Annotated in this window: 10 protein-coding genes; 4 read left to right on the top strand and 6 right to left on the bottom strand. The window is 73.5% G+C overall.

All coding sequences use genetic code 11. From position 1 onward, the window contains the following. A partial coding sequence (locus BM242_RS23720; protein ID WP_093840963.1) for a cellulase family glycosylhydrolase occupies window positions 1-1,437 on the bottom strand: 1,437 nt, incomplete at its 3' end. 365 nt (window positions 1,438-1,802) lie between these two features. On the opposite strand from BM242_RS23720, the gene BM242_RS23715 reads away from it, so the two are divergent. Beyond that, window positions 1,803-2,243, top strand: coding sequence for an integrin alpha (locus BM242_RS23715; protein ID WP_139238423.1), 441 nt, complete (start codon window positions 1,803-1,805; stop codon window positions 2,241-2,243). An 18-nt stretch (window positions 2,244-2,261) separates the two neighbouring features. On the opposite strand, the gene BM242_RS23710 is transcribed toward BM242_RS23715, so the two are convergent. Further along, a complete protein-coding gene (locus tag BM242_RS23710) occupies window positions 2,262-2,672 on the bottom strand; it encodes a Fur family transcriptional regulator (protein WP_093840952.1) in 411 nt (136 codons plus the stop codon). 175 nt (window positions 2,673-2,847) lie between these two features. Between BM242_RS23710 and katG the strand changes: the two genes are divergently transcribed. Both katG and BM242_RS23700 read left to right on the top strand, forming a co-directional pair. Next, window positions 2,848-5,079: a catalase/peroxidase HPI gene (katG, locus tag BM242_RS23705; RefSeq protein WP_093840951.1), complete on the top strand. Its 2,232-nt coding sequence runs from the start codon at window positions 2,848-2,850 to the stop codon at window positions 5,077-5,079. A gap of 113 nt (window positions 5,080-5,192) precedes the next feature. After that, a complete protein-coding gene (locus BM242_RS23700) occupies window positions 5,193-5,933 on the top strand; it encodes a DUF4232 domain-containing protein (RefSeq protein ID WP_217652578.1) in 741 nt (246 codons plus the stop codon). 127 nt (window positions 5,934-6,060) lie between these two features. Here BM242_RS23700 and BM242_RS30955 read toward each other — a convergent pair whose 3' ends face one another. After that, a complete protein-coding gene (locus BM242_RS30955) occupies window positions 6,061-8,163 on the bottom strand; it encodes a cellulose binding domain-containing protein (protein ID WP_093840950.1) in 2,103 nt (700 codons plus the stop codon). 211 nt (window positions 8,164-8,374) lie between these two features. Continuing rightward, on the bottom strand, window positions 8,375-9,424 hold the full coding sequence (locus BM242_RS30950; protein ID WP_093840949.1) for a thioredoxin domain-containing protein: 1,050 nt from the start codon (window positions 9,422-9,424) through the stop codon (window positions 8,375-8,377). 249 nt (window positions 9,425-9,673) lie between these two features. Here BM242_RS30950 and BM242_RS23685 point away from each other — a divergent pair, with 249 nt between their 5' ends. Then, complete coding sequence (locus BM242_RS23685; protein WP_093840948.1) at window positions 9,674-10,207, top strand: orotate phosphoribosyltransferase; 534 nt, start codon at window positions 9,674-9,676, stop codon at window positions 10,205-10,207. A 48-nt stretch (window positions 10,208-10,255) separates the two neighbouring features. Here BM242_RS23685 and BM242_RS23680 read toward each other — a convergent pair whose 3' ends face one another. Together BM242_RS23680 and BM242_RS23675 are read right to left on the bottom strand one after the other, a co-directional pair. Continuing rightward, entirely contained in the window at window positions 10,256-11,266 is a 1,011-nt protein-coding gene (locus BM242_RS23680) for a phosphotransferase (RefSeq protein ID WP_093840947.1), read from the bottom strand. Beyond that, complete coding sequence (locus tag BM242_RS23675) at window positions 11,263-12,531, bottom strand: aspartate aminotransferase family protein (RefSeq protein WP_093840946.1); 1,269 nt, start codon at window positions 12,529-12,531, stop codon at window positions 11,263-11,265. Before BM242_RS23675 ends, BM242_RS23680 begins: the two co-directional genes overlap by 4 nt. Window positions 12,532-12,646 lie beyond the last annotated feature (115 nt).

Below are 12,646 nucleotides of genomic sequence, written 5' to 3'. Positions count from 1 at the left end.
GGGGAAGGCGAAGTCCAGGGTCCAGCCGGTCAGGGCGGTGGCGGCGGTGTTGCGGATGACGATCTCGCCCTGGAAGCCGCTGCCCCAGTCGCCCGCCACCCGGTAGTCCACACCGCAGGTGCCGGCGGGGGCGTCGTCGGTGGTGACGGTGACGGCGGCGGAGCGGGCCGAGCGGTTCCCGGCCGCGTCCCGGGCGTAGACGGCGAAGGTGTGGGCGGTGCCCGCGCTCAGGCCGGTCACGGTCGCCCGGTTCACCGCGGAGGAGGCCACCGCGCTCTCACCGCCGCCGTCCACGCGGACCACCTCATAGCCGCTGACCCCCACATTGTCGGTGGCAGCCGTCCACTGAAGCGTCACCGAGGAAGCCGTCACCCCCGAGACCACCGGCACCCCCGGCACCGACGGCGCCTCGGTATCGGCCTGGCCGCCGCCGAAGACGGTGGCCTCCCGGGCGGTCAGCGCGATGCCGTCCGGGCCGTGGATCACCCGCCGGCCCCAGTCGGTGAGCCGGCCGGGGTCGAAGCCGAGCACCATGTCCAGGACCGGGTCGGTGTTGCCGCTCCAGGACCAGCCGAGGTAGCCGAGGTCGAGCTCGACGGCGGTGGCCATCATGGCGTCCTCGTCCGGGTCGCCCCACTGGTCGGGAGGACCGCCGAACTCGCCGATGAGCAGGGGAAGTCCGGCATCCACAAAGGCGTTCAGGTAGTCGCTGATCTCCTGTGCCGTGTCGTAGACGCTGTACATGTGGATCGAGAAGATCAGGTTTCCGGTCGGGTCGGCGTCATAGACGGTCTGCGCGTTGGCGCGCATGACGCCCTGCCAGTCCTGGCCCCAGTTCGGCGCGTCCACCATCAGGGTGTGGGCGAAACCGGCGTCGCGGAGCTTCTGCACGGCGGCGATGGTGGGCTCGGTCCAGCCCTCGGGGTCGGTGTTGCCCCAGGGCTCGTTGCCGATGTTGATGACGACGTAGTCCTCTTCGCCGTCCAGGACGTCCTTCAGGCCGATCCAGTAGTCGGCCGCCTGGTCCAGCGTGGCGGCGGCCGGCTCCTCGGCGTAGCCGGTGGTGTCGTGCACCTCCAGCACGCAGATCAGCCGGTTGGCCTTGCACAGCCCGACGACACCGGCGACGTCCTCGGGGCTGTCCGGGCCCCAGCGCTGACCGCTGCCCAGGACCACGCGGACGGTGTTGGCCCCGGTCGCCTTGATGTCAGCGAACGACTGGGTCTCACCCTGGTACCAGGTGTGCGGATGGTTGATGCCGCGCATCACGAAGTCGTTGCCGTTGGCTTCGAGCAGGCGGCCCTCGCTGATGTGCAGCCCGGTGGCGGCAGGGGCGGCGGGCTCCTCCGCATGGGCGGTGGTGCCGGTGCCGCCCAGGCCGAACAGGGTGACCACGCCCGCCAGTAAGGCACCCAGCGCTCGTGTGCTTCTTCTCATTGCGACTCCGGAAATCAGCGGAAACCAACGTGGGTTTCCGATCGGTTCTGAGCGCTCCCATGCTCCACACCTTGTCGAGTCCGCGTCAATAGCCCCATCGGCCCCCGGGACCCCTGCTGTCCGACGGTGCCCCGGGGAGCGACTCTTACGGCTTCCTTACCGGCGCCACCGCCCGCCTTGCCGTCCTCCGCCGGCCCCGCCGACACTGCGCCCCATCCGACGACAGAGGAGCCTCACGTGTTCTTCAGCTGCGCACGACGCTTATGCCGCACGGCGGCTGTGGTCACCGGCACCGCCCTGGCCGCACTGCTGCCGCCGGCCGCGCCTTCGTGGTCCACGGCGGCCCGTACCCCGTAGATGTCGACGTGCGCGCCCTGGCACCGGACCGCGGCTTCGCCATCGTGCCGCCGGACAACCACCAGTACTTCGGCTACCAGGTCCCGGGCGCCGGCGAGGTCAACGGTGACGGCCTGGCGGACCTGCTGGCGGGCAACGGGGCGGACTCCCCCACCGTCGACGGCGTGCGCCGGGACAACTCCGGCCAGGTCTTCGTCATCCACGGCCGCACCGCCACCACGGTGGTCGATGCGGACCGACTCCCCGCGGGGGCCGGCGCCCGGATCGTCGGCGGGCCGTTCCTCGACGGCTACCACACCGGCAGTTCCCTCGACGGCGGCCGGGATGTGACCGGGGACGGCCGCACCGACCTCGTCATCGGTTCGGCCCTGCTGCCCGGCGATCCCACCGCCGACGTCGGCGGCCTCGACGTCCTCACCCTCGCACCGGCCGCACCGGCCGGGCCGTGAGCGCGGGCCTCCCGGCGGTCAGGCGCAGGCGGGGCACACTCCGCGGTAGGTGATCTCGACCTCGGTGACCGTGAAACCGAACCGTTCCGCCGCCGGGAGGCCGGTCAGCGGGTCACCGGCCGGGTGCACATCGCGGATGATGCCGCACCGGGAGCACACCAGATGCTGGTGCGGATGGTGTGCGTTGGGGTCGTAGCGCTTGGCGCGGCCGTCGGTGGTGACCTCGGTCACCTCGCCCAGCAAGACCAGTTCGCCCAGGGTGTTGTAGACGGTTGCCCGGGAGATCTCGGGCAGCCGCTGTGCCGCCCGGGCGTGCACCTCGTCGGCCGTGAGGTGCACGTGATCGCCGTCGAGGACCTCCGCGACAACGCGCCGCTGGGAGGTCATCCGCCAGCCGCGCCCGCGCAGGCGCGTCAGCAGGTCACTCATCATGATCTCCGGTGGGGATATGACATTGGGGCACGTCTTGACTTGAACTTTGTCTATCGTAGGATCGGTTCCGCCCGGGGCCAAGGCCCAGGAACGTTCCGTTTGCCGATCGACCACCGCCCGCGGCTCCGGGCCCCCTCGTCCGCCTGGGCCGGAAGGATTCCTGAGGATTCCCATGTCTGAGAACCATGACGCCGTAGTCGTCGACGCGAAGGCCGAGGGCACCGGAGGCTGTCCGGTCGCGCACGGCCGCGCCCCGCATCCGACTCAGGGCGGCGGAAACCGCCAGTGGTGGCCGGAGCGGCTCAATCTGAAGATCCTCGCCAAGAACCCCGCCGTGGCCAATCCGCTCGGTGAGGAGTTCGACTACGCCAAGGCGTTCTCCGCCCTGGATCTCCCGGCCGTCAAGCGGGACATCGCGGAGGTGCTGACCACCTCGCAGGACTGGTGGCCGGCCGACTTCGGCCACTACGGCCCGTTCATCATCCGGATGGCCTGGCACAGCGCGGGCACCTACCGGATCAGCGACGGCCGCGGCGGCGCCGGGGCCGGCCAGCAGCGCTTCGCCCCCCTCAACAGCTGGCCGGACAACGCCAACCTGGACAAGGCCCGCCGGCTGCTCTGGCCGGTCAAGAAGAAGTACGGCCAGAGCCTGTCCTGGGCCGACCTCATGATCCTGGCCGGCAATGTCGCCCTGGAGACGATGGGCTTCAAGACCTTCGGTTTCGGCGGCGGCCGGGCGGACGTCTGGGAGCCCGAGGAGGACGTCTACTGGGGTCCGGAGACCACCTGGCTCGGTGACGAGCGCTACAGCGGCGACCGCGAGCTGGAGAGCCCGCTGGGCGCGGTCCAGATGGGCCTGATCTATGTCAACCCGGAGGGCCCGAACGGCAACCCGGACCCGGTCGCCGCGGCCCGCGACATCCGGGAGACCTTCCGCCGGATGGCGATGAACGACGAGGAGACCGTCGCCCTGATCGCCGGCGGCCACACCTTCGGCAAGACCCACGGCGCCGGCCCGGCCGACCACGTCGGCGACGACCCCGAGGCCGCCCCCATGGAGGAGCAGGGCCTGGGCTGGCGCAACACCTACGGCACCGGCAAGGGTGGCGACACCATCACCAGCGGCCTCGAGGGCATCTGGACAAACACCCCGGTGACCTGGGACAACAGCTTCTTCGAGATCCTGTTCGGCTATGAGTGGGAGCTGTTCAGGAGCCCGGCGGGCGCCCACCAGTGGCGGCCCAAGGACGGCGCCGGCGCGGGCACCGTGCCCGACGCCCACGACGCCTCCAAGCGCCACGCCCCGACGATGCTGACCACCGACCTCTCGCTCCGGTTCGACCCGGTCTACGAGCGGATATCGCGGCGCTTCCTGGAGAACCCCCAGGAGTTCGCGGACGCCTTCGCGCGCGCCTGGTACAAGCTCACCCACCGCGACATGGGCCCGGTGGTGCGCTACCTCGGTCCGGAGGTCCCCTCCGAGACGCTGCTGTGGCAGGACCCGCTGCCGCCGGTGGAGCACGAGCTGGTGGACGCCGCGGACATCGCCTCCCTCAAGGAGCAGATCCTGGCCTCCGGCCTGTCCGTGGCCGACCTGGTCGCCACCGCCTGGGCCTCGGCCTCGTCCTTCCGCGGCAGCGACAAGCGCGGCGGCGCCAACGGCGCCCGCATCCGGCTGGAGCCGCAGCGCGGCTGGGAGGTCAACGAACCCGACCGGCTGGCGGCCGTGCTGGGCACCCTGGAGTCCGTCCAGGAGTCCTTCAACTCCGCCCAGAGCGGCGGCAAGCGGATCTCGCTGGCCGATCTGATCGTGCTGGCCGGTGCCGCGGGTGTGGAGAAGGCCGCCCGGGACGCGGGCTTCGGCATCACGGTCCCCTTCACCCCCGGCCGGGTGGACGCCTCGCAGGAGCAGACCGACGCGGAGTCGTTCGCCGCGCTGGAGCCGGCCGCCGACGGGTTCCGCAACTACCTGGGCAAGGGCAGCCGACTGCCGGCCGAGTACCTGCTGCTCGACCGGGCGAACCTGCTGACCCTGAGCGCGCCCGAGATGACCGTCCTGGTCGGCGGCCTGCGGGTGCTGGGCGTCACCCACCAGCGGTCCGCGCTGGGCGTCCTCACCGACACCCCAGGGGTGCTGACCAACGACTTCTTCGTCAACCTGCTCGACCTGGGCACCACCTGGAAGGCGACGTCCGAGGACGCGACCGCCTTCGAGGGCCGGGACGCGGCCACCGGTGAGGTCAAGTGGACCGGCAGCCGGGCCGACCTGGTGTTCGGCTCCAACTCCGAACTGCGCGCGCTCGCCGAGGTCTACGCGAGCGACGACGCCAAGGAGAAGTTTGTCCGCGACTTCGTCGCGGCCTGGGACAAGGTCATGAACCTGGACCGGTTCGACCTGGCCTGATTCAAGGGCGCTTCCCCCTTCTCCCTTCCCGGCACTCCGGTGCACTTGTCCGGGCCGGCCCCTCCCGCGGGGCCGGCCCGTGGCACCGGCCGGGAGCATGCGAGGATCGCCGGATGACCATCTCGGCCGCCGGCCCGGCCCGCTCCGCCCGCCCGCCCGGGAGGGCCGCCCGGCGGGCCGGGCTGCTGCTGGGCGGGCTGGCCGTGCTGGGGCTTGCCGCGACGGGCTGCGGCGACCGCGCCGCGGTGCCCGGCGGTGGCGGGGAGACGGCACCGGTCCACCCGGTGACACCGGACACCCTGGACCCGGAGGATTTCGAGCGGGACGGCTCCGGGCGGGACGAGCTTCCCGACGTCTCCCCGTCGCTGCCCCTCCGGCCGGACGGTTCCGCGGCGTCCGCCTCACCGCCGCCGCCCTGCCCGGAGCCGGGTGTCCGGATCGCGCCGGGAGCGGTGGAGGCCGCCATGGGACTCCGGGTGATGGGCCTGGTGCTGACCAACTGCGGCCCGGACGACTACCGCATCGAGGGATATCCGGCGGTCTCCCTCCTCGACGGCTCCGGACGGCCCATGGACGGGATCGAGGTGGTGCCCGGCTCGGCCGGCATCGCGGTGGTGGAGGGTTTCGACGACCCGCCGCGGCCGGTCGCCCTGGCCCCGGGCGAGCGTGCCACCGCCGCGCTGATGTGGCGCAACACCGTGACGGCCGCCGACCGCCCGGCGGCGTCGGCCCGATGGGTGGAGGTGACCCCGGCGCCGGGCGAAGACGGCCGGCGGGTGTCTCCCGACGGCGGCATCGATCTCGGCACCACCGCCGTGGTGGGTGTCGGCCCCTGGCGGGCCCACCCGGGATGAGCCGGCCGCCCGGCCCGGCGGCAAGGGGCGGGGGCGGTGAGCGGCCTGCGTCGTGACGGCGCGCACCGCCCGGCGGTCCGGGTCCGTTCCCGGGACTGCCCGCGGCGGGAACGGACCCGGATGGCCGTCAGGCCGTGCGGCAGACCGTGCCGTTGAGGGTGAAGACGGTCGGTGCGGGGTTGGCCCCGTCGTTGGCGCCGACGAAGCCGAAGGAGGCGGTGGAGCCGCCATCGGGCGCGAGGTAGGCGTTCCAGCCGTCGTGGACGGCATGGACCCGGGCGCCGTCACCGGTCACGCGGGCGCTCCAGGCGGACTGGACCGACTGGCCGGCGGCGGGCCAGGTGAAGTCCAGGCTCCATCCGTCGATCGGGGTGGCGGCGAGATTGGTCACGCTGAGCGTGGCCACGAATCCGCTGCTCCAGCTCGTGTCCACCCGGTAGGTCACCAGGCAGCTGCTGTCCTGCGGCGAGGTGGTGGCGAAGGTGAGCGGGCCGGAGGGCCGGGACAGCCGGCCGTCGGCGTCCCGGGCCAGCACATTGACGGTGTGTTCGGAGCCCGGGGGCAGGTTGTGCAGCACCAGGGAGGTGGAGGTGGAGCTGCCCAGCAGCTGGGCGTTGGCGCCGAGCCGCTCATAGACCTCGTAGCGCACCGGGGTGCCCTGGGTGCTGGGGGCCCAGCTCAGGGTGGCCGAGGTGCTGTCCGCCGCGGTGAGCTCGGGGGTGCCGGGCGCGCCGGTGGACGCGGGGCCGGGGGTTGCGGCGGGCCGCACCGTGATGGTGGTGATCGAGTAGGGCGGCAGGACATGGCTGCCGTCCGCGGCGGCGGGGATCCGGGTGACATCGGTGTCGCCGCGGGCATAGCGGTGGACGACCGGTGCCTGTGCGGCGGGTGTGTAGCCGGCGTAGCGCAGGTCCACCGGGTGGGAGGTGTCCGGGTCCTTGTTGATCAGCATGACGCTCAGGTCGCCGTCGGCCTGGTGCACGGCGTGGGCCGAGACGCGGTCGCTGCTGGAGGCGGCGGCCACCAGGGTGTCGCCCGGTGCGCCGAGGGTGGTCAGGGACTTGATCCCGTAGTAGGGGTGGAAGGGTGTGTTGACCGGCGGCTGGCAGACGCCGTCGACGCAGCCGCCGCTGGAGAGCAGGCCGAAGTCGTTGAAGTCGAGGTCGCCGTCGACCGTGCTGACCTCGGTGGGTCCGTTGTGGGTGTTCCACCAGTCGACGTTGAAGACGCCGTTCTCCAGGGCCGTCAGGTAGACGTCCGCGGCGAACAGGGCGTTGGGGCGGCTGTTCTGCTGGACCCCGGAGTTGACCTCGGTCAGCGCGATGCCGATCTCGGCGGAGCGGTCCCCGGCGTGCCGGTCGATCTGGCGGCGGACCTCGCGCAGTTGTCCGGGCAGCCGGGCCACCCGGTCCAGCGCCTCGTCGGCGGTGGCCCCGCCGGGGTAGGAGTGCACGACGGCGAAGTCGATCGTGTCGGCGGTCATGGACAGCACGGTGTTGTTCCAGTCCCCGGTGTCGCCGGGGCCGGTGATGCCGTCCGGCCAGTCGCCCGGGGTGGTCAGCACGGCGCCGATCTCGATCGTCGGATCGACCGCCTTCATCGCCTCGGCGTAGGCCCGCACATGGCGCGCGTACTCGGCCGGGCTCTTGTCGGGATGGTCGTCGGCCTCCCAGGCGCTGCCGTAGTGGCCGTTGCCGTAGATCTCGTTGCCGATCTCCCAGTACTTCGCGCCGTAGCCCTTGGTGATGTTGGCGTAGCGCACCCACTCCGCGGCCTCCTCGGCCGTGCCGGTGCCGTAGTTCGCGATGATCATCGGCTGCGCCCCGGTGGCCCGCACCGTGCCCATGAACTCGTCGAACCCGGTGCCCGGCGCCACATAACCGCCGGGAGCGGTGTGGTCCTCCCAGTGGTAGATGTCGCCGTAGGAGCCGCCGGGGTAGCGCATCACCCCGATGCCGGCCGCGGTCATCAGCCCGGTGACCTCCGGGTCGTTCATATGGGCGTCCCAGATCGCGGCATTGACCCCGAACGCCGCCTCGTGGAGGGTGCCGAGGCCGAGCAGGGGATTGACCGTGACCTCCACGGCCGTCGCCCCGGCGGGACCGGCCGCGGCGGGCGCGGGGGCGCCGGCGAGGGCGGTGGCGGCGACCGCGGCGGCGGCGCAGACGGTTGCGGCGGCTCTTCGGAGGACGTCCGGCCGGGAGGCCGGTCGGTGGTGGGCAGGCGGCATGGGCGCGTTCCCTTCACGGATGGACGGGAGACCGCGGCAGCGGCCGGCCGCGGGCGGGGCGCGCCCGTCGTCCTTGCGCGGTCCCGTGCGGCGCGGCCCGCCGGACACAATCGGTCTGGGAGCGCTCCCATCATCGAAGCGCGACATGCCCGCGTCAATATCCGGCCACGCCCCGGAGCCGGCGCGCACCCCCCGGCCGGGCGGCCGGGGGTCAGGCCCGGCTGCCGGAGGCGGCGTCGGCCGAGAGCAGGGCGTAGAGGTCGGCGGGGGTGGCGGGGGTCTCCACCTTCTCCCCGTTGACCACCACACTCGGGGTGCCGGTGACCCCGTAACCCGGTATCTCCCGGCTGAACTTCTCCGCCACTTCCGCGGCCCAGGGGGCGAAGACCCCGCCGGCGACCGCCTGCTCGAACTCGGCGAAGTCCTCGGGGGCGGACAGCTCGTCCACCGAACGGCCGATCTCGATCAGCCGCTCGTCGCTTTCGAAGTCCGACGCTCCGTTGCTGCTGGTGTGGAACTCCTCGGAGTAGAGCGCGTCGAGATAGCCGAGGAACGCCTCCGGGCTGACGTCCAGGGCCGCGCCCAGTGCGCTGATGGCGTTCTTGGAGCCGTTGTCCGCGGACTGCTCGTCGAAGAAGGCGCCGAAGGAGAACTCGACGGAGAAGTCCCCGGCCCGGATGCCGTCCTCGATGGCCGGTCCGAGGCGGCGGGAGAAGTCCGCGCAGTGCGGGCAGCGCGGCTCCTCGAACAGGATCAGCCGGTCGGGGGCGGCCTCGTCGCCGATCAGGACGGTCAGCCCGTCCCGGCCGGAGGCGTGTTCCGGGGGCACGAGCCCGCCCGCGGCGTCCTGCCCGCCGGCACCGCCGGCACCGCCGGCCCCGTCGTCGCGCCCCGGCGCGCCGGCCGTGTCACGGGCGGCGGCCCCGTCCTCGTCGCCGTCGCCGCGGCTGGCCAGGAACAGTCCGGCACCGCCGCCGACCGCGACCACCGCCACCAGGCACAGGGCCACGATCAGCGCGACGCGCCCGTTCCGCCGCGGCGGCGGGGGCGGCGGGCCGTAGGGGGCCGGGTAGGGCGGGAAGCCGGGACCGCCGGGGCCCGGGTGGCCGCCGGGGTACGGGGGGCCGCCGGGGTACGGCGCCTGCTGCGGGGGCGGCGGGGGCAGGGGGTGCGGCGGCGGGCCGGGCGGGCCGGCCGGCGCTCCGGGCGGGTACGGCCCGCCGTTGCCGTTCTCGTCCTTCGGCCGCTGTGCCTCCACCATGCCTCCGCTTCCTGACGGTCCGCCGGCGCCCGGCTGCCGGAAGCAGGCTACCGACGCGCCGCCGCCCGCGGTACACGGGCACCGGCCCGGCGGCCGGGCCCCGGGTCCGGGGAGAACGGGAGGGCGGAGCCGGCCGGTCCCCGGCGGAGGCGCCGCCGGCCCGGACCGGCCCGCCCACCATGCACATATTCGTACGGTTATATACCGTTTACCTTGCGCTACCACCCCGATCCCCAGCGAGGAGAACCCATGAACGATTCCGGTACGCGGGACCTGGCCGCCCGCATCTACCAGCACGCCCATCTCACCGGTGACTTCGTGCTCAGCACCGGCGAGCGCAGTACGGAGTACTTCGACTGCTACACCTGGCAGGGCGATCCGGCGCTGCTGCGCGAGGTGGCCGAGCGGATGACCGCGCTGCTGCCCGCGGACACCGAGGTCATCACCGGCCCGGACCTGGGCGGAGTGCCGCTCACCGTGCTGCTCGCGCAGATCACCGGACTGCCCGCGGCCTTCGTCAGGAAGCAGGCCAGGGACTACGGCACCTGCAAGATCATCGAGGGCGCCGAGGTGGCCGGCCGCCGGGTCGTGGCGGTGGAGCCGGCCATCAAGACCGGCCGGTTCATCATGGGCACCTGCACGGAGCTGCGCGGGGCGGGAGCCGAGGTGAACCGGGTGGTCTGCGCGGTGGACCGGGAGCACGGGGCACCGGAACGGCTCGCCGCCAAGGGTCTGGACTTCGGCGCGCTGTTCACCATGGGGGACCTGGCCCGCGCCCGGTGACCGGCCGCCGGCCGGCCGTCCCCTGAGTCCCGCGGTGCCGCGGGCGGCTCATCCGCCGCCCGCGGCCCGCTGCATCCGGGCCAGGGCGTCGAGATGCCGCCCCAGCGCGGCGGGCTCCAGCCGGACGCCCCGGGGCAGCGGGGAGGGGCATCCGAGCTGCCACAGCCCGCGCAGCACGGCACAGTGCGCCAGCGCCGCCCGCAGCGCCCCCGGCTCCGGGGCGTCCGGGGTGTGCCGGGCGAACTCCTCGCGGTAGGCCGTCAGCAGGCGGTTCCGCACCGCCGCCGGGCCGGTGCCGGCCAGGAGCCTGCCGAGATCCCACGCGCCCGGCCCGATCGCCGCCCACTCCCAGTCCACCGGACGCACCCGCGAGCCGCCGTGCTGCACCAGCAGGTTGTGCCCGGCCAGGTCCCCGTGGACCAGGGTGCGCGGCTGCCGGCCCAGTGCCCGCACGGTGCGCGGCAGTCCGGCGGCGAGCCGGTCGAAGCGGTCCAGCAGCCCGTGCGGCGCCGCCCCGGCGATCCGCCGCCGGGCGGCGCGGACCAGCAGGCCGCAGAATTCCGGCCCGTGTTCGCCCAGACAGCCGAGGCCGCGCAGCCGCTCCTCGCGGCCTTGGTGGAGGGCGTGCATCCGGGCCGCCCAGCGGACGGCGGCCTCCGCCGCGCGCCCCCGGCAGCGGTCCAGCCCGCGCCGGCCGACGTCCTCCAGCAGCAGCCAGTACCGGCCGGCCGCCTCGTCGTGCAGCGAGGCGTACAGCCGCGGCGCGCCCAGGGCGCCGTCGGCCAGCAGCCGGCGGTAGACGTGCACCTCGCGTCCGGCGTCCTTGCCTGGCTGGTGGCGCAGGCGTTTGAAGACCGCGTCGAGCCGCCGGCCGCCGGCCAGGGTGAGCCGCAGCCGGTGCACCCGGTGGGTGCTGCGCGCGGCGGGGAAGCGTTCCTCGACGGCGGTGACCGGTGCCGCCGCCCCGCCCGGCAGCGGCAGCGGTCCGCCCGCCAGCAGCCGGAGCAGGTCCGCGGCCGGCGGCCCGGCGCGGGCGGTGCGGAGCCGGCCCGGGCTCACAGCGCCGCCACGGCGTCGGCGAACCGGTCGGCGACCAGATGCGCGTCCTCCTCGGTGAGCACCAGCGGCGGGCGCAGTTCGATCACATTGCCCCGGCCGTGCTCGGAGACCCGGGTGATGACCCCGCGGGCGAGCAGGGCCCGGTTGCAGGCGTTCGCCAGCGCCGGGGACCGTCCGCCGTCGGCGTCCTCGAACTCCACCCCCAGCATCAACCCCACGCCGCGGACGTCCCCGACGCAGGGGTGGCCGGCCCGCAGCTCGCGCAGCCGCTCCAGCAGCACGGCGCCGGTGGCCCGCACCCCGGCCAGGAATTCCGGCTGCCGGACGATCTCCAGGGTGGCCACCGCGGCGGCGGCCGAGAGGTTGTGCCCGCCGAAGGTGAAGCCGTGCAGCGAGCGTTCCATGCCGGTGAGCCGTTCCTCGGTGAGGATGGCGGCCAGCGGCAGCCCGATGCCGGTCAGGCCCTTGGACACGGTCATCATGTGCGGCGCCACCCCGAAGCAGTCGGCGGCGAAGAGATGGCCGGTGCGGCCGAAGGCGGTCTGCATCTCGTCGAAGATCAGCAGGATGCCGCGCTCGTCGCAGAACTCCCGCAGTCTGGCCAGATAGCCCTCGGGCGGCACCACATTGCCGCCGACGCCGCTGACCGGCTCGATGATCATGGCGGCCACGCTGCCGGAGCTGGCGCAGGTGAGGAAGTCCTCGATCCGGTCGACGCACAGCAGGCCGCAGTCGCGCGGCGACTGGCGGTAGAAGCAGCGGTGGCAGTAGGGCTCGGGCACATGGACCGCGCCGGGGAAGCGGTGGGGAAAGGGCTCGCGCATCCGGGCCAGCCCGTTGTAGCCGGCCATGGCGAGGGTCTGGCCGACCTGGCCCCGGAAGGGCACGATCACGTCCCGCCTGCCGGTGATCAGCTGGGCGATCTTCACCGCGCCCTCGTTGGCGGTGGACCCGCCGGAGCTGCGCAGATTGACCCGGGTGAGGTTGGGCGGGCTGAGCTGCACCAGCAGTTCCATCACCCGGTTGGTGGCGTCCGTCTGGAAGGCGGAGCCGGCGAAGACCAGTTCGTCGAGCTGGTCCCGCACGGCCGCCGTCACGGCCGGATGGCCGTGCCCGAGCAGCAGGTTGAAGGTGCCGGAGATGCAGTCCAGGTACTCGCGGCCCTCGCTGTCCCAGACCCGCACCCCCTCCCCCCTGACCAGCCGGATGTCGCCCAGTTCGTAGTAGGCGTAGCGGGACGGGTCGGCGACGGCGTCGCTCTGCATGGCTGTCCTCCGGTGGGTGCGGGGGCGCGGGGCGGGGCCGCCCGGGATCCCGGCCGGCCACCGGGCGGACCACCGGGGAGGACGGTCACTCTCCGAGATGATACGAATACCATAA

The sequence above is a fragment of the Streptomyces aidingensis genome, assembly GCF_900112355.1.
Classification (GTDB): domain Bacteria; phylum Actinomycetota; class Actinomycetes; order Streptomycetales; family Streptomycetaceae; genus Streptomyces; species Streptomyces aidingensis.
This window is presented reverse-complemented; position numbering and strand designations above follow the sequence as displayed.

Coding starts and splice junctions, on each gene's coding strand:
- BM242_RS23710 (WP_093840952.1), bottom strand. CDS start 2,672: ATGAGTGACCTGCTGACGCGCCTGCGCGGGCGCGGCTGGCGGATGACC.
- katG (WP_093840951.1), top strand. CDS start 2,848: ATGTCTGAGAACCATGACGCCGTAGTCGTCGACGCGAAGGCCGAGGGC.
- BM242_RS23700 (WP_217652578.1), top strand. CDS start 5,193: ATGACCATCTCGGCCGCCGGCCCGGCCCGCTCCGCCCGCCCGCCCGGG.
- BM242_RS30955 (WP_093840950.1), bottom strand. CDS start 8,163: ATGCCGCCTGCCCACCACCGACCGGCCTCCCGGCCGGACGTCCTCCGA.
- BM242_RS30950 (WP_093840949.1), bottom strand. CDS start 9,424: ATGGTGGAGGCACAGCGGCCGAAGGACGAGAACGGCAACGGCGGGCCG.
- BM242_RS23685 (WP_093840948.1), top strand. CDS start 9,674: ATGAACGATTCCGGTACGCGGGACCTGGCCGCCCGCATCTACCAGCAC.
- BM242_RS23675 (WP_093840946.1), bottom strand. CDS start 12,531: ATGCAGAGCGACGCCGTCGCCGACCCGTCCCGCTACGCCTACTACGAA.